Below are 16,011 nucleotides of genomic sequence, written 5' to 3'. Positions count from 1 at the left end.
TCGACTGCCGCCACGATTCAGCTGTCCTAGGGTGCGAAACCGAGCAGCCTGAGGGAATAGCCGCCCATCACGGTCCAGAAGAGGACCGCGTATCCGCGCTCTCCGACCCTTGTATTCAGGAAACGGCCGAAAAATGTGCTGGCAATCATGACGGGGAAGAGACCCGCCATTAACAGCAGGGATTCAGTGCTGAGCAGCCCTGCTCCGGCGTAGACGCTGGCCTTCGTCGCGTCTCCCGCAAGTGAAACAATCGACGCAGCGCCGACCAGGTGGCTTCGGTCCAGGTTGAGTAGGCGCAGCGCGACCCCCTTCAGCGGTCCGGACGTTCCCGAGAACCCTGAGGTCGCCCCCGAGGCCAAGGCAAGCACCGGTGCCCCGACCTTCTGCATCGCGGGGAGTCTGAGGCGCTCGGCAGCCAGCGCCAACACTATGCTTAAGACTACTGCGGCGCTCACCCACGTTTCGGGAGCGGCGATGAGGAGGGCAGCACCCAACACGGAACCGATCACCACCAGCACCAGGACGATCAGCGATTTCCGCCAGGGGATGGTGCCGCGGTACGCAACGAGTTTGACCAGATTATTGGCCGCCAGCAGCAGGGCCGCCAGAGCCACGCCTTCCTTGGTACCGATGGCCAGCGCAAGCATCGGCACCAAAACAAGGGAACCGCCCAATCCTGCCGAAGCGGACAGCGTACACGCCAGCGCTGTTCCCAGCAGCGTCAGTAAAATGATCTCCGGTGTCATGGCCCCGCCCGACTATTCAACCCAATGTGAACTGATGCTCCCTTTGGGAATTTGTTGGAGGAGTCATCACACCCTGGAAAACCTGACAATCCGGGGAAGGATGTCGGTGCGGGTCGCGCCGCCTTCGAGAGTGTATCCGGATGCCACCCAGGTATTGGTGGAGGGCGTATGCCGACGGCAGGATAGGTAGTCTCCCCATTTAGGTTCGTTGGGTGAATGGCTTCCTTGCCTGCTGTATGCGGTGCTCCACGTTCCGTTGTCCTCACGGATTCCGACGATATGCCCGGGGTGGCGGTCTTCTCCGCCATAGAACGCAGTGAACCCCAGGACTCCGGAATTGTTGGTGCACGCTGCCGGATAGGCCCAGGACCGGGTGGAACTCCAGATATCAGGCTGGGCCGTGACCTGCTTGGTGGCCTCTGCGATCTGCACGACTCTGCAGTACGCGCGGGGCCGGTTCGTTCCGCTGCCGGCGGTCCACATGAGGGTGATGGTGCCGTTGCCGATACAGGCGCCCGTGATCCGCCGGTCGGCCCGGGCCAGCCAGTTCACATTGTTGGGGGCATTGGATGATATCGCGCTGCTTGATGCTGTGACGTTGATGTCCCACCAATTGACGCCGTTCTGCCCGTCTGCCCAGGAAAACAGGCGTACCTGTTGGCTCGAATTATGGCTGGCGAAGTACATCGTGCGTCCGGCGCCCTGCGTAAGCCGGAGGGAGCCGTTTTGTGTGGTTGTCCAGAAGTTGAAACCCAGCGTTCCCCGAGTGTCAATGGTCGCGAGGGGAAAGCGCATGACGACGGCCCGCTGCCATTGCCCGTCGCCGACATTGTTGAACACGTTGAACGTGATGAGCAAGTTGTCCGCCGTCACTGCGGCGTCGGGGTAGTCGAACCATAGCTGTGTCCAGGAACTGTCCAGCGTTGTCGGCGCAATATCCCACCAGTACCACGCGCCGGGGTTGCCGAAGTCGCCATCATGGACGGCGGCAAGCCGGAAAACGTTGGCACCATTCCGGCGGCTGTACTGAAGAATCCAGATCCATAGCCTGCGCCGGGCGTCATAAAGCACCACCTGATCACAACAGAAACCCCCGGCGGCTGACGGTAGCGCCGTGAACGGATCCACGTGCTTCCAGTTTGTGCCCCCGTCGGTGCTCTGACTGCAATACCAGTTCCCGGTCATGAACATGTGGCTGCCTGCCACCGCTGCTGTCGGTTCCCCCACGGTGGAGGTGTCATTGTTTGTGGGCCCGTCGCCGAGCGAGATGTTGGACAGGATCGATACGGGAGACATGGCTAGTCCTCGGAACTTTCGGCCGGATCAGTTTCAGGCTCGTCATCGTTTCGCGGAAGCCCGTCATCGATGGCCTCCTGCTGGTCTTCGTGTGTTTCCTCCGGCCCTGCCGGGCGCCGCTCTGTATGGATCGCTGCCTGCCGCTGGTCCATGTCAGGCCGGCGTTCCTCCGCCCCGGGGGACTCCTCTTCCCGCTCCTGGAAGGTTGGGCCCGGGAGCTCAACCCGCGTGGATTGCTCTGATCCTTGCGGGGCAGGAGAGTCTGCTGTCTCGCTCATCACGGCTCCTTTCTTCTATTGAGTGACAAAGTATGGCTTGGACCATTAGAGATGAGTCGGCGTTACGGGTGCGTTACTGCGAAACTCCAGCATCGCCGAACTCTGATATCGGACGCCGGAGTCACCGCAGACGGGAGGAACTTGTGCCACTGAAGAAACGTTGTTGGATTATGCGCTTCCGGCTCCGCACCTTGAAGTCCGTGCTCATAACGGTATGCACGGCGGGGATACTGGCGTCCTGCGCGACGGAGCCTGCGAACTCCGGAATCAAGGGACATGTCACCGTCGACGCCGGATGCCCCGAAACCATGGATTCCACGCCCTGCTCACAAATTCCTCTGCCCGCCCATATCGTTATCAGGGACATCTCAGGAACAACGGTCCGTGAAGCTACCAGCAACGGCCAGGGGGAATTCCAGCTCGAGCTCCCCGCAGGGACGTATGAGCTTCACGCCGCAAATCTCTCCGGGACCCCCCTGCCAGCCGCCTCTCCGCAGCAGGTTGTTATTGAGGCCGGGTCCATCACCGAGGTGAACGTGGCATTCGACTCGGGTGTGCGCTGACATCAGGCGACGCTCCCGTGAACCCTGCACGAAGCCAGCCGGTGGCCGGGCCGGGCAGGCGGCGGGTTATTGCACCACGCTCAGCTCGCGGATGGTCAGGTCCCGGAAGGTAGCGGCTCCTTCGTGTGCGTAGAGGCGGATGCCGTTGTCGCCTTCGAGCGGGAACACCCGGTGTGAATGCACCACACGCCCGTCGCCAATGAACATCTCAACGCTCGTCCGGTCCACGAGGATGCGGATGCTGAGGCGTCCCGCCGCGGGCTCGACGGGGGTCTGCGTCTCGCCGCCCGTCGGGTTGATCGTGGGCCGCCTGTTGACGTACGCGAAGGGACCACGGAGGAACGCACCGGCGGCCACATGCCTGCCGCCGCCGGGCGCACGGCAGACCTCCAGTCCCAGGTTTGCGGGCGGGGCAGCGGGGTCCCACACCAGCTCGCAGGACAGGTCGTAGGAGAGTCCCCGGAAGTCGAGGTCCCGCGTGCCCGCCACCGACAGGTCGCCAAGGCGGTGGGTGCGTTTGACGTGCTTCGCAAGGGCCGACGTCGGTGCTGACGCCAAGTAGTACCGGCCGTTTCCCCGCTTCAGCCGGAGATCGCGCACAATCATGTCGTCCCCGTTGTACGCGTCGGTGGCGAGGGTGGGCGTGTTGTGCGGATAGTCCCAGAAGTTCGCCCAGCCGATCACCCGGCGCAGCGTGCCGTCCTCCTTGCCGGACGCCTCGTGATGCGGATACGTGACTGCCCCGTAGAAGTCGAAGCCGTAGTCGAGCCACTCCGGCTCGGGATGGTCGGTCGTGAAGGAACTGCCGTCGAAGGCGCCGGTCCAGTACGCGTACGTCGCGGGCAGGCCGCGGCCTTTGCCGTTGGCACTCGTGCCAAGGACCCAGTGCTCCGTCCCGTCATCAGCGGTCATGCGGAAGATATCGGGACACTCCAGCAACCCCAGGTCAGTGCGCACGAACTCGCCCACGCGCTGCCAGGACCGCAGGTCCGTTGACGCGTAGAACCCCAATTTCTGCCCCTCGGCGTTGGCCATGAACCACCGCTTGCGGTCGGCGTCCCGGATGACTTTGGGATCCCGGAAGTCGGGCACTCCGGGGTTCGGCAGCACAGGGTCCAGGCCGCCGGGCTGGAATGAGCGTCCCCGGTCCTTGGAGTACCAGAGGTACTGGGCCTGCCGGCCTTCGGGCGCCTGGGTCACGAGCGCGATCACTGCGCCCTCGCCGTACCCCGCGCTGTTATGGACGTCCTCTACGATGCATCCTGACCAGCAGTCACCGTTGGCGTTGCTGAACTTCGGGATCGCGACGCCGCCGTCCTGGAACACGACGTGGTCCCGGGTGGAAGCCCGCCGCCACGAGGTTCCCCCGCGGCCATCGAGGTAATCACCGTTGTACAAGTAGTAATAGTGGTATTCGCCGTCGAGGTAGATGGGGCGCTGGGGATCGTTCTTCCAGTTGTCGGGGACGCTGAAGTGGAAATTCGGACGCATCCGGGTTCGTCCTTTCGCGGGGGAACCGGCCGGCGCGGTGCCGGGTGTAAGGGCTGGGGATGCCGTAGCGGTGCCGGCACCAGCCAATGCCAGGGGCCCGCTGAGTGCAACCGCCGCACCTGCCCCGGTCAGGAGTGAGCGGCGTGAAACTGAGGGTGAATTCTTCATGAGGTCCTTTTTCATTCCGGGCGGCGTCGGTGCTGCCGGCTCAGTACGGTGTGAAACAGTCCGGTCCTGCGTTAGGGGAAGAGGGGCCGGGGCCCGTCGAAGATTCCAGCCATGGTCCAGGCGTCGAGCGCGAGCAGCCGCACGCTACCCCCGGAGGCTGCCAGGCTCACCCGGCCGCCGCCCAGGGTGGGATAAACGCGGGCTGTGAGCGGCATGCCGTTTGCGAAAATCTCGACGGCGGACCGGTCCAGCAGCACACGCAGGTGCACGCGGCCGCCAGGCATCGGAACAGGCCCGGACTTGTCTTCCGTGTCTACAGTGGCGTCGAGGCTGCTGCGGCTGCGGTCGAGGCGGAGGCTTCCTTCGCAACCGTCGCCGGGTGCGCGGCTCAGTTCAACCACCGTCTCCTCGGCGCCGTCCTCCGAGCCCAGAACAACCAGCCGCAGCACAGCTCCCGGTGCGATCTGCACGTCGAGCTCAAGGTCCAGTTGCCGGCCGGACACCCCGGCACTTACAGGTGCCCCGGCGTCGGACAGCACGAAGCCGGGCATGCTCACGTGCTCCCGGCGCAACGCCTCGATTTCCGGTACCGGCGCGAACCGCAGCATTCCGTCGTCGGTCACCGTAGCGATACGTGGCAGGCTCATCACACCGGACCAGCCGGCGTCCACCATGGCCTCGTCGCTGCGGCCTTCCTGGAGCCAGCCGAACATAATGCGTCGGCCCATATCGTCCCGGAAAGACTGCGGTGCGTAGAAGAACCGTCCCCCGTAGTCGAGGCGGTGCAGCGCCGCGGGTACAAAGGAGTCGCCGGAATAGCGCCCGGTCCAGTACAGCGGGTGCCGCGTGTCGCCGTCGTGCCATGCCGAGAAGACCAGGACATCGGGGGAGCTGTCCACGGGATCGGAACCCAGCGAACCCCCGCCTGCCCGGAACAGGTCCACGCATTCCCACATGGTGCCGGTCCAGTCCGTGCCGGCAGGGTCACCCTGCGACGCGTCGCCAATGTACAGCGGACCGATGTAGTCCCACGCGTGCAGGTCGGCGGATTCGTAGAGGAAGGCCGTCCCGCCGCGCCCCCGGATTCCTGAGCCCACCAGCTGCCGCCACTTGTCCCCTTCGCGCCACACGCAGTGGTCGCGGTAGGCGGTAATGTCGACGCCGGCCGGCGGGGCGGCGATAACAGGGTTGCCGGCCGCTTTGGTCCAGTTCAGCAGGTCCGCAGACCCGACGGCGACACAAGCCAGCTCCCGCTCATCGGCCCGGCCTGAGTAGACCAGGGTTGGTGTTCCATTGTCATTGACCACGACCCCGGACCAGCAGCCTCCGGCGTCCGGCCCCGCGGACGGTTCCAGCGCCACCGGTTGGTCCGTCCACGTAACGAGATCGGCGCTGGTGGCGTGGCCCCACCGGATGTTGTGGTGGAAGGCGCCCTCCGGATTGTATTGGTAGAAGAGGTGGTAGGTCCCGTTCCACTGGCAGACGCCATTGGGATCGTTGAGCCAGCCGGCGGGGGACACGAAATGGAAGCGGGGGCGGAGCGGATCGGCCTCGGCGCGGGCCACCAGCTCGTCCCGGGGAACCGTGGCCAGGGGGTGGATCAGTCCGGTCATGCCGAAGCCTTCTTGTCTTCTGGTTCAGGTGCCGGCCCGGATTCAGGTGCCAGTGCATGCCCGCCCCCGCCGGCACGCGGCCGGTAGAGGTGGCAGCGGACCCAATGGCGGCTGCGGGGTTCGCCGACCTGGTGGCGGACGGGCTTGGTCGCAGAGCACGGCTGGTCCGGGTCGCCGTCGAAAGCGCAGTTCGTCGAGGCCATGACCGCCTGGCGCAGTTCGGCGCGGCGGACGGGATCGTAGGAGCCCGCGCGGGCCGGGTCCGGCACGGCGGACACCAGCAACCGGGTATACGGGTGGGCCGGATTGGCCAGCAGGTCCAGGGACTCGCCCTCCTCCACGAGCTCACCGGCGAACATCACCGCTGTCCGGTCGGCCAGGTAGCGGGCAGATGCGAGGTCGTGGGTGATGTAGAGCATCGAAATGCCCTGCTCGTCGCGGAGTGTGCGCATCAGGTTCAGCACACCGATGCGCACGGAAACATCCAGCATGGACGTTGGCTCGTCGGCGAGAATCACCCGCGGTTCCACGGCCAGGGCCCGGGCAATGGCCACACGCTGGCGCTGCCCGCCGGAGAGTTCGTGCGGATAGGAGTCCAGCATGTCTGCCTGCAGGCCCACGGTGGCCATCAGCTCCTCAAGCCGTTGCTGGGTGGCGGATTCAGAACGGCCCGCCTTTCCGTGGATTGCCAGCGACCGCCGCAGGAAGTGCTCAATCCTGTGCGCCGGGTTCAGTGAACCGAACGGGTCCTGGAACACCATCTGGAGCTGGGAGCGGAAGGCCCGCGAAGCCTGGAACCGGTCGCGCTTGAGGACATCAACGCCGTCAATCAGGATCTCCCCGGAGCCTGGCTTCTCGAGCCGGGCAACGCAGCGGGCCAGGGTGCTCTTGCCCGAACCGGATTCCCCCACCAGTGCCACGATTTCGCCCCGGCCAATAGACAGATCGACGCCGTGCAGTGCACGGACCGATTCCCGGGAGAAAAGCCCGCCGATCGGGAACGATTTTCCCAGCCCGCGGATCTCGAGGGCAGGGGTTTCTACGGAAGCATCAGGATGCCCCGGGGACAGTGCAGTGCGGTTCATCGTGCGGCTCCTTCCATGATTGAGGGATCGGCGGCCGGTGTGCCGGCATTCGCCGCTGAGCCGGCAGCCGCCGCAGTTCCGGCACCCAAGTCACCCGCGGCACCCGCCGCGGCCACGAAATGTCCGGGTGCCGCCTCGGTGAGGTCCGGGATATTCCGGAATTTGACGCCGTCGGGCAGTCCGTTGAGCGGAATGCGCGGGCCGGTAAGCGGCGGGAACGCGCCCATCAGTGCCTGGGTGTAGGGGTGGCGGGGGGTGGCGTAGACATCCCGGGCTTTTGCAGTTTCCACGATCCGGCCGCCGTACATCACGGCCATGCGGTGCGAGAGTTCCACCATGAGGGACATGTCATGCGTGATGAAAAGGACGGAGAAGCCGAGTTCGCGCTGGAGTTCCTTGATCTGGGCCATGATCTCCTGCTGCACCACAACGTCCAGCGCAGTGGTTGGCTCGTCCAGGATCAGCAGCGACGGTTTGAGCGCCACGGCCATGGCGATGACCGCTCGCTGCCGCATGCCGCCGGAGAGCTGGTGCGGATAGGACTTAAGGCGCGCCGGATCGATCCGGACGAGTTCCAGCAGTTCACCCGCGCGCCGGAGCGATTCCTTGCGGGAGTAGCCGGCATGCGTGGTGAAGATATCCACGATCTGCTCGCCGATGGTCAGCACCGGATTCAGGGAGTTCATGGCCGACTGGAACACCATGGCCACGTCCTGCCAGCGGAATCGCCGCAGCTCCTCCGGGCTCATGGCCAGGACGTCCCTGCCGCCGAAGCAGATGCTGCCACCGGCGATCCTGGCCGGATCCTTCAGCAGGCGCATGATCGAGTTGGCGATGGTCGACTTTCCGCAGCCCGATTCCCCGGCCAGCCCGAACACCTCGCCGGTGCCGATGCTGAAGGAAACGCGGTCGACGGCGGTGGTGGAGCGGGTATCGCCGACGTACCTTACGGTGAGGTTCCTGACGTCCAGGACTGGTTCGTGGGAGCCGAAGGAGACTTGGGAGACGGTCACGGGGCGCTCCTTTCAGGGTGTGCAGGGGTTTGTACGGCGGCTGGCTTGGGTGCCTTGATCTTCCGCAGCCTGGGGTTGGTGACCTCGTCCACGGCGTAGTTGATGAGGGCCAGCGCAAAGGCGACCAGCGCGATGCAGACACCCGAGGGCACAAACACCCACCAGCTGCCCGTCAGGAGGGCGCCCTCGTTGCCGGCCCAGAACAGGTTGTTGCCCCACGAGACCGTGCTGACATCGCCCAGGCCGAGGAACTCAAGACCCGCCTGCGCTCCGATGCCGTAGATCACGCAGGCCAGGAGGGTACCCATCACGATGGAGGCCATGTTGGGCAGGATCTCGCGGAACATGATCCGGCCCGCCCGTTCGCCGGAGACCACGGCCGCGGCCACGAAGTCCTTCGACCGGATGGACAGGGCCTGCGAGCGAAGGACACGTGCGGAGCCGGCCCACCCGGTGACCACCAGCACCAGGATGACGGTGCCCAGTCCCGGCGGCAGGAATGCGGCCAGAATCACCAGCAGCGGCAGGCCGGGAAGGAGCAGAAAGACGTTGGTCACCAGGGAGAGTGCTTCATCGATGAACTTGCCGAAGTAGGCAGAGGCAAGGCCCACCAGGATGCCGATCAGCGTGGAGGCGAATCCCACCGTCAGCCCCACGAACAGGGAACTTCGGGAGCCGTGGACGGTCAGGGCGAGGACATCCTGTCCCTTGGCCGTGGTGCCCAGCCAGTGCTCGGCGGACGGTTCCAGCGAGGCCATGGCGGTGATCCGGGAGGGATCGCCCGGGAACAGAACGGGTGCGAGGAGCGCCAGTGTGATGAACACCAGCATCACCGCCATGCCCGCCATCGACTTCCTGTTGGTGAGGAGCCCGTGGATAAAGCTGCGGTTGGGTTTGCGGCCAGCCCTTATGGTGCCCGCCGGCTTGGCGGGTTGCTGCAGAATTACGGTTGTCATGGTTGGATCCCTTAGTTGCTGCGCACGCGCGGGTCGAGGCGGACGTACAGGATGTCCACCAGGAAGTTCGCCAGCAGCACGGTGGCGGTGATGGTCAGGAACAGGCCCTGCATCAGCGGGTAGTCGAGGCCCTGAACGGCGTTCAGGAGCTGGTAGCCAACGCCGGGGTAGGCGAACACCACCTCGGTGAGGAGCGCGCCGCCCACCACAAATCCCAGGCCCATGCCGAAGCTCGTCACCGAGGGCAGCATGGCGTTCCGGGCTGCGTAGCGGAGCATAATGCGGCCCGGCCGGAGGCCCTTGGCTTCGGCCATGGTGATGTAGTCCTCCGAATTGGTGGCGATCATGGTGTTCCGCATGCCCAGCATCCAGCCGCCGATGGACACCAGCACGATGGTCAGCGCCGGAAGCACAAGGTGGGCGCCGACGTCGCCGATGAACTCCCAGGTGAAGCCGGGCTCCAGCCCGGCCGTGAACGCGTGCCGGATGGGGAACCAGCCCAGCACCACGCCGAACAGGTAGAGCGCGCCCATGGCGAGCCAGAAGTAGGGGAACGAGCCGATGAACACGAGCACCGGGGGGAGTGCGGAGTCCACCGCGCCGCCGCGGCGCCACGCGGCCAGGATGCCCAGCAGGTTACCCACGACGGCGGCAATCACCAGTGCGGTTCCGCCCAGCAGGAGCGTCCAGCCGATCTGGGACGAGATGACCTCGGTGACAGGGGTGGGGAAGCGCGAGATGGAAACTCCCATCTGCCCGGTGAAGATGTTGTGCAGGTAGTCGGTGTACTGCTCCCAGAGCGGCCTGTCGTCAACGCCGAGCAGCTTTCGCAGGGCCTCGATCTGTTCGGGCTGCATTCTGTCCTGGGAACGTGCGAACATGCGGGAGACGGGGTCGCCCGGCATAAAACGCGGGAGCAGGAAATTCAGGGTGATGGATGCCCAGAAGGCGATCAGGTAGAAACCAAGGCGGCGCAGGATGAAGCGCACGGGTTCCCTCCATTCGGGAAGTGCGGAAAATGTGGGGGCACGCCCGGCGGCCGGCTAGTTGAAACGCAGCCGCCGGGCGTGCATTGCTGGTGGGCGAGGTGGCCCGCCTGCCCGGAGTTGGTTACTTGCGCGGTTCCAGGGTGGTCAGTACCAGCACCGTGGTGGGTGCGCGGACCGAAAGGGTGGCGTAGGGATTGCCCTCGGTGGGCCAGCCGGTGAAGCGGGTGTCGTTGAAGGCGCCCCATTCCGGTCCGGAGAACAGCGGCACCAGCGGCGCGGTGTTGTTGTATTCTTCCTGCAGCTTATTGGCGATGTCCTTCTGGCCGGACTCGTCTGATTCGGCAGCGAATTCGGCGAGCAGCGCATCGGCTGTGGCATCACCGAAGCGGTGGTAGTTGTCGAAGGTTTTGGTGCCCACCGGCTTGACCGTTGCACTTCCCATGGAGGTGTTGAAGTACTTGTACGGGCTGGGGTCGTTGGCGCTCCAGACGATGCCGGAGTCGAAGTCGCCCGTCTCGTAGCCGGCAACCACAGCGGCCCAGTCCGGGGATTCCACCTTCGCGGTAACGCCCACCTCGGCCAGGTTCTGGGCGATCACGTTGGCAACTGACAGCCAGTCGGAGGAGGTAGCGCCTACGGAGATCTTGAACTCGAAGGGCTTACCGTCCTTGAGCGTGCGCTTGCCGTCAGCACCCTTGGCATAGCCGGCCTTGTCCAGCAGTTCGTTGGCTTTCTGGACATCCAGCTTTGTCCAGGTGCAGTTGTCCTTGACCTCGGCGTTCTTCCAGGTTTCATAGTTGCCGGAGAGTCCGGTGCAGTCGGCCGGCTTGGCGTAGCCGCTCATGCCGATTGTCGTGACCTGGTCCCGGTCCACGGCCATGCTCAGCGCCTTGCGGACATCCACGTCGTTGAACGGGGCTTTGGTGGTGTTGAGCTGCCAGTTGATCATGGCGCCCGTGGCCGGGAACCAGTACTGCCGGTGCTCCTTGTCCTTGGAGACGAAGGTCTTCTCGATGTTCGGGATGTACTGCGGGGCCCAGTCCACGTCGCCGTTGGCGGCGGCGAGGTTGGCGCCGTCGTTCCCTGCGAAGGCGAGCATCTTGATACCGGCGATCTTCTGCTTTTCGGGCTGCCAGTAGTTGGGGTTCTTCTTCAGCACGAAAGACTGCGCCTGGAAGCTGTCCACCTCCGTGTAGGGGCCGGTGCCCACCGGCTTGGCGTTGGCATCCTTCTCCGGATCGGCCAGGGCGGACCAGATGTGCTTGGGCAGGATGGTGAGCTGTCCAACATCGTAGAGGGCCGGGGACCAGGGCTTGTTGAAGGTGAAGGTGACCGTGTTTCCTTCTGCGGCCACGGTGTCCAGATAGTCGTAACCGCCCTTGATCTTCTTCTGGAGCTCGAACGTGTAGGCGACGTCCTCGGCCACGAGCGGCTTACCGTCAGACCATTTCACGCCGTCGCGCAGCGTGAACGTGATGGACTTGCCGTCCTCGGCGGCCTTCCACCCGGTGGCGAGCCACGGCACGGTGTCTCCCTTGGCCGGGTTGAAGATCAGGAGGGATTCGTAGATGGACTGCTGGACCATCGGGTTGACTGTGGGCGCGAACGGGTTGAAGTTCTGCACGAAGGTGCCCATATCCTCACGCGGGATGGTGAGGAATGCGCCCGCATTCGCCGCGGCGTCGGTGCCGGCAGGCTTGTTGGCGGTGGCTGCGCAGCCGGTCAGCAGCATGGCGCCGACCGCCAGACCGGCGGCCGTGATGCGGGCAGACCTCAAGAATCGGTGTTGTGTCATGATGGTTATCTCTTTCCTATCTTCATCAGCAAGGTGAAGGGGTGGGTGAGGGGTTGCTCTTCGACGTTGATTTCGCGGTCAGACCGAAGAGCGTTCTAGCAGCGGACAGTCGACTAATTGCTGGTCGGCAATTATCGGCTGTCCTGCTGTAAGAGCTGCGAGCGTCCGGACTCCCAGGGCGCCCATTTTTTCGAACGGCAAAGCAACCGTGGTCAGCTTGGGCCTGAGGTAGGCCGCAATCAGTTCCTGGTTATCGAAGCCGATCACGGCGATGTCTCCGGGGATGGTCAGGCCCCGTTCCTTGATGGCGTCGTATGCGCCCATTGCCATGCGGTCGTTGAGGCAGAACAGTGCGGTAGGCCTGTCCTTTTCCGGGTAGCGGTCCAGGATTTCACAGGCGGCGGCATAACCGCCGTCGGCCGTTGCATGTCCGGGCACCACCAGCTCTGGATCAAGATCCAGCCCCGCCTGGGTGAGGGCTTCGCGGGCACCTTCCAAACGTCCGAGGGCCGCGGGAATGTCAGGGTCCAGGTTGATGACGCCAATCCGGGTATGGCCGGCCCTGAGCAGCCGTTCGACGGCCACCCTGCCTCCGGCGCGCTCGTCCGGGACGATCGACGGGAGTTTCCCGTCGATATCAAAGCAGTTGATGAGGACGGTGGGCACCTCCCTGGCGCTTTGCGGAACGTGCACGCCGCGGTGGTATGTGGCTGCGTAGAGAAGTCCTTCCACTCGTTGTTCCAGTAGCTTTTCGACAGCGGCATCTTCCATGCCCTGGTTGGGTCCTGTGGCATCGGCCTGGTCGGAGGGCGCGATGAGCAGGAACCGGCGGTCAAGCCAGGCCTGGTCCTGGGCACCTTTGATGATGTCGACGGCGAACGGTGCCGTCACGATCTCGGTGACAATGCCGTACCAGTCACTGCGCTGGGATGCCAGTGCACGTGCTCCGGCGTTCGGGCGGTAACCCAGTTCCTGCACGGCGTCGTTGATGCGGATCCGGGTTTCCGCGGAAATGCTGGCATTTTCGCGGTTGCTCAGCACAAACGACACTGCCGTCCGGGAGACGCCGGCGTGCTTGGCGACATCATTCATGGTGACACCCCGCTGCCGCACAGCCGCGGCCTTCTTCGGGGCCGTAATTTTCGCCATTGAATGCTCCGGGAGTGTCGTTGATGCTGAGGACCTGATGGTGCTCCGGGGCGTCCGCGCTTCGCTTACTAACGCGCGTTACCTCAAGAACATGTGACTGAGGTTACTCGCGTTACTTAGGGTCTGTCAACGGTCGAATTCGGCGAGCTTGGGGATCCGGACCGTGGGATCGCCAAGGAGGACCAGCGACTGCCGATCCCACGCCGTCAGACGCAGGCGGGTCATCTCCGCCAGAATCTCGCGATCGTGCAAGTCCTGGAACTCGTCCGATCGCGTCGCCCAGGCACTGACGAGCGAACCGACGCCGGAGTAGTAGTTCTCGAGTATCAGCCCCAGCGGCTGCCCGGAGTGAAGCTGGCTCGTAAGCCCGCTGATGAGGTCGTGACCGAACCGCTGCTTCGTCCCGGGGTCGCGAAGTGTCCAGTCGAACGTCGGTTCCACATGGCCGAAGACAGCGCGTACCGGGATTTGGCGGGTGAGAAGCGCGAGCGGGGCGGGTGAAACAGACGAGGTGAGCCCGGCGACGGTGTCGACGATCAGCCGTGCCATGGTCCCTTCCTCAAGGAGCGCCGCGTAGCTGCTTTCACGGGACGAGCCCGCCGAACAGCATGCCTGGGCGAACCAGACAGCGCCGCCGGGTACCGACTCGACCAGCGCGTCAATGTCCACCGGGGTGTGATTGCGGGCGACGGGCAGTCCCAGGTCACGGACGAGTTCGCGCTCGTCGAGGGGCGTCGCCCCGTGGCTTGAGGTCACCAGGAGAGTGGGCTTCGACGCCAGAGCTGACACGAGCCCCGCGGTCGTGGCGTCCGCACCGTCCACCACGGTGAGCTTCTCTATGGTGCCCTCGCACTTTTCGATGAGCGGCTTGGTCAGAACATTCTGCATGAGATGGGTGATGTCCCGCGTACCGTGGTTGACCGTCCAGACGGCAACGTTCGACGCCGTTGGCGGCGACGTTGCCCAGCCGGCACCGTCGAGCATCGCCGAGACGTACGCGGCTCCCTGATTGTCGTCGAAGGGCAGCCGTCCCACGGCATGGCGCAGGGCGAGTGAGTATTGCACCCCCCACGGAATCGTGGTTGGACTGGCGGCAATGAGCACAAATCGCGGCAACTGTTTGCGGTCAGTCCCGAACTGGGACAGCCCGATGCGGAGGTCGCTGGTGTGCGGAGGATCGCTGTCGAAATAGCGCCGGACAAAGCGGTTCCCGTGCAGGGGATTCCAGTAGAGGAGTACTGTCTTCGGACGCGCTTTGAGCAGTCGGCGGACCGGCTCCGGGAGCGCACTCCCCGTCGCCTTCTCCTTCGTCCACACATATTCGCCCGTGTCAGGCGCCGTGGGGGAGTCGGGGACGAGAATGCCGTAGCCCACCTCGTCGGACTCCCAGTCGGTAGGGTCGGGTGGCTTATCGAACTTAAGGGGCTTTTGGGTCGGCAGGCCGGGTTTGGCCCCCCAGCGTCGTGCGTCCGGGGCGAGCGGGGATACGGCACGCTTTCCCGACCACGCGTCGATCTGGACCGACGCCGGCAGCACCGTCCCGTCGTCGGTCATCGGGCCGCTCCCACGATTGCCCGCAGCCGCCTGATCTCCGCCTGCACCTCCCTGATCACGCCATGTGGAGTGGTCTTGGGGTCGAGTCCCTGCTCAAAGCTGAGGTATTCGTCGAGCCGTCCCCGCGCTGCCTTGAGTTCGTCGCCGGACAGAGCACCGACGGCACCACCCATATCGACTCTGAGTTCCTCGTGCTGGACGTAGAGGACCGGATCCGACCAGGCCGCGTCGCTCACGGGATCAACGCCTGCGCTCGCAAGCCGTGGTGCGGTCAGGGCGGGTGCCCATTCCACGATGCGTTCGGAAGGACCGTCATCGGCCACGGCGCGCGTGACGATGGCAAGGAGCTCCGGATAGACCAACTTGCAGAACCTGTTCATCGCGGTGAGATCGACGATCTCGCGCATCCCGATCACGGCCGGGACGCCCGAGTTGACGAGCAGGTGGGCGGCGGATTGAGTGACGGCCGGCGCAACGGACGTCCCGTCCTCAGTCGCGGCTGTTTCGCACGCGGCCAGGACTACCAGCCAGGTCGAACGGTCGATCGAGCCGGCGAGTGAGTCGATGGACACCACGACGCTCCCCATTCCGGCCCCGCCCTCGAAGTCCAGCGCCGTGGCGAAGTTGAGGCCAACGACCCCGGGGGCTGCGTAACCGCCGTGGCAGAGCACATGGAGGATGTGGGGGCGGGCGTCAGAAATTTGGCGGGTGATTTCCGTTGGTGTGGCGGCGAGCCAGTCTGCTGTGACGGCCGGATCGCCGAGCCCGGTCGCCGCGTTGATGATGGCCGCATCACCCGAGATCACATGGAGAACAACGTCCAGGCCGTTCCCGCGGGCTGCGTTCACTGACCGCGTGAGGGACTCGAGTTGTGACTTTCCGTTGCCTGTCTCTCCTGCGGCCGAAAGCACGGCCACAATGCGGAACGGTGCCTCGAATGAACGCTGCCGCACGTCGTGCACCCGCTTGGCGATACGCCCGATCGGCCAGCGTGCGTCGAGCGCAAGGAAACCTTGGGGGACGATGAAGAGCTGCTCCCACGGCAGGGAGTCGGCGCTGCTGCTGGCCACCCGGAAGTAGATCGGCACCGGGGATGTTGCCGGCGGATGTGCGAGTGCAAAGCCCATTGCCTGCTTGACCGGGGTGTGTCTTCTGAGGAGCTTGGCCAGCTCTTCCCCGCGTTCTTTGGCGTCCACGCCGCGAAGCGGGGTGATACGGATGCTGCGGCCCTCGTTTTGCCCGGCAACCGAGACCGGGGCCTTGAAAAGGGTCATCACCGTCTTGGCCCCGAGTGACTCAAACGCCACGATCATCC

The 16,011-nt window shown here is 64.8% G+C and carries 14 protein-coding genes; 1 reads left to right on the top strand and 13 read right to left on the bottom strand.

Going from position 1 to position 16,011, the window contains the following annotated elements:
- Positions 1–26: 26 nt before the first annotated feature.
- The 3 genes from GUV69_RS04590 to GUV69_RS04580 form a co-directional block, all read right to left on the bottom strand.
- Complete coding sequence (locus GUV69_RS04590; RefSeq protein WP_164200165.1) at positions 27–746, bottom strand: sulfite exporter TauE/SafE family protein; 720 nt, start codon at positions 744–746, stop codon at positions 27–29.
- 66 nt (positions 747–812) lie between these two features.
- Positions 813–2,042, bottom strand: a complete 1,230-nt coding sequence (locus GUV69_RS04585) for a hypothetical protein (RefSeq protein ID WP_164200163.1) — start codon at positions 2,040–2,042, stop codon at positions 813–815.
- A gap of 2 nt (positions 2,043–2,044) precedes the next feature.
- Positions 2,045–2,320: a hypothetical protein gene (locus GUV69_RS04580; protein ID WP_164200161.1), complete on the bottom strand. Its 276-nt coding sequence runs from the start codon at positions 2,318–2,320 to the stop codon at positions 2,045–2,047.
- Between the two features lie 308 nt (positions 2,321–2,628).
- On the opposite strand from GUV69_RS04580, the gene GUV69_RS04575 reads away from it, so the two are divergent.
- Positions 2,629–2,883, top strand: a complete 255-nt coding sequence (locus GUV69_RS04575) for a carboxypeptidase-like regulatory domain-containing protein (protein WP_164200159.1) — start codon at positions 2,629–2,631, stop codon at positions 2,881–2,883.
- Positions 2,884–2,949: 66 nt separating this feature from the next.
- On the opposite strand, the gene GUV69_RS04570 is transcribed toward GUV69_RS04575, so the two are convergent.
- The 10 genes from GUV69_RS04570 to GUV69_RS04525 form a co-directional block, all read right to left on the bottom strand.
- Positions 2,950–4,374 (bottom strand): GH32 C-terminal domain-containing protein, encoded by a 1,425-nt coding sequence (locus GUV69_RS04570; RefSeq protein WP_164206229.1) that lies wholly within the window; start codon positions 4,372–4,374, stop codon positions 2,950–2,952.
- A 239-nt stretch (positions 4,375–4,613) separates the two neighbouring features.
- Positions 4,614–6,155, bottom strand: coding sequence for a glycoside hydrolase family 32 protein (locus tag GUV69_RS04565; RefSeq protein ID WP_164200157.1), 1,542 nt, complete (start codon positions 6,153–6,155; stop codon positions 4,614–4,616).
- A complete protein-coding gene (locus GUV69_RS04560) occupies positions 6,152–7,240 on the bottom strand; it encodes an ATP-binding cassette domain-containing protein (protein WP_164200155.1) in 1,089 nt (362 codons plus the stop codon). The genes GUV69_RS04565 and GUV69_RS04560 overlap by 4 nt, the downstream gene beginning before the upstream one ends.
- Positions 7,237–8,253, bottom strand: a complete 1,017-nt coding sequence (locus GUV69_RS04555; RefSeq protein ID WP_244292608.1) for an ABC transporter ATP-binding protein — start codon at positions 8,251–8,253, stop codon at positions 7,237–7,239. Before GUV69_RS04555 ends, GUV69_RS04560 begins: the two co-directional genes overlap by 4 nt.
- Positions 8,250–9,209 carry an ABC transporter permease gene (locus tag GUV69_RS04550; RefSeq protein ID WP_164200153.1) on the bottom strand — a complete coding sequence of 320 codons (960 nt, stop codon included), beginning with the start codon at positions 9,207–9,209 and terminating at the stop codon, positions 8,250–8,252. The genes GUV69_RS04555 and GUV69_RS04550 overlap by 4 nt, the downstream gene beginning before the upstream one ends.
- An 11-nt stretch (positions 9,210–9,220) precedes the next feature.
- A complete protein-coding gene (locus tag GUV69_RS04545; RefSeq protein ID WP_164200151.1) occupies positions 9,221–10,198 on the bottom strand; it encodes an ABC transporter permease in 978 nt (325 codons plus the stop codon).
- Positions 10,199–10,319: 121 nt separating this feature from the next.
- Positions 10,320–11,993, bottom strand: a complete 1,674-nt coding sequence (locus GUV69_RS04540) for an ABC transporter substrate-binding protein (RefSeq protein ID WP_164200149.1) — start codon at positions 11,991–11,993, stop codon at positions 10,320–10,322.
- 78 nt (positions 11,994–12,071) lie between these two features.
- Positions 12,072–13,142: a LacI family DNA-binding transcriptional regulator gene (locus GUV69_RS04535; protein ID WP_164200147.1), complete on the bottom strand. Its 1,071-nt coding sequence runs from the start codon at positions 13,140–13,142 to the stop codon at positions 12,072–12,074.
- Positions 13,143–13,268: 126 nt separating this feature from the next.
- Positions 13,269–14,516: a hypothetical protein gene (locus GUV69_RS04530; RefSeq protein ID WP_164200146.1), complete on the bottom strand. Its 1,248-nt coding sequence runs from the start codon at positions 14,514–14,516 to the stop codon at positions 13,269–13,271.
- Between the two features lie 176 nt (positions 14,517–14,692).
- Positions 14,693–16,003, bottom strand: a complete 1,311-nt coding sequence (locus GUV69_RS04525; RefSeq protein WP_164200144.1) for a CHAT domain-containing protein — start codon at positions 16,001–16,003, stop codon at positions 14,693–14,695.
- Between the last annotated feature and the right edge of the window lie 8 nt (positions 16,004–16,011).

It is taken from the genome of [Micrococcus luteus] ATCC 49442, from assembly GCF_010367585.1.
In the GTDB taxonomy this organism is placed as follows: Bacteria; Actinomycetota; Actinomycetes; order Actinomycetales; family Micrococcaceae; genus Arthrobacter; species Arthrobacter luteus_A.
This window is presented reverse-complemented; position numbering and strand designations above follow the sequence as displayed.

Bases quoted from the DNA above. Each gene is read 5' to 3' on its own strand.
- GUV69_RS04590 (WP_164200165.1), bottom strand. From the start codon at position 746: ATGACACCGGAGATCATTTTACTGACGCTGCTGGGAACAGCGCTGGCG.
- GUV69_RS04585 (WP_164200163.1), bottom strand. From the start codon at position 2,042: ATGTCTCCCGTATCGATCCTGTCCAACATCTCGCTCGGCGACGGGCCC.
- GUV69_RS04580 (WP_164200161.1), bottom strand. From the start codon at position 2,320: ATGAGCGAGACAGCAGACTCTCCTGCCCCGCAAGGATCAGAGCAATCC.
- GUV69_RS04575 (WP_164200159.1), top strand. From the start codon at position 2,629: ATGGATTCCACGCCCTGCTCACAAATTCCTCTGCCCGCCCATATCGTT.
- GUV69_RS04570 (WP_164206229.1), bottom strand. From the start codon at position 4,374: ATGCGTCCGAATTTCCACTTCAGCGTCCCCGACAACTGGAAGAACGAT.
- GUV69_RS04565 (WP_164200157.1), bottom strand. From the start codon at position 6,155: ATGACCGGACTGATCCACCCCCTGGCCACGGTTCCCCGGGACGAGCTG.
- GUV69_RS04560 (WP_164200155.1), bottom strand. From the start codon at position 7,240: ATGAACCGCACTGCACTGTCCCCGGGGCATCCTGATGCTTCCGTAGAA.
- GUV69_RS04550 (WP_164200153.1), bottom strand. From the start codon at position 9,209: ATGACAACCGTAATTCTGCAGCAACCCGCCAAGCCGGCGGGCACCATA.
- GUV69_RS04540 (WP_164200149.1), bottom strand. From the start codon at position 11,993: ATGACACAACACCGATTCTTGAGGTCTGCCCGCATCACGGCCGCCGGT.
- GUV69_RS04535 (WP_164200147.1), bottom strand. From the start codon at position 13,142: ATGGCGAAAATTACGGCCCCGAAGAAGGCCGCGGCTGTGCGGCAGCGG.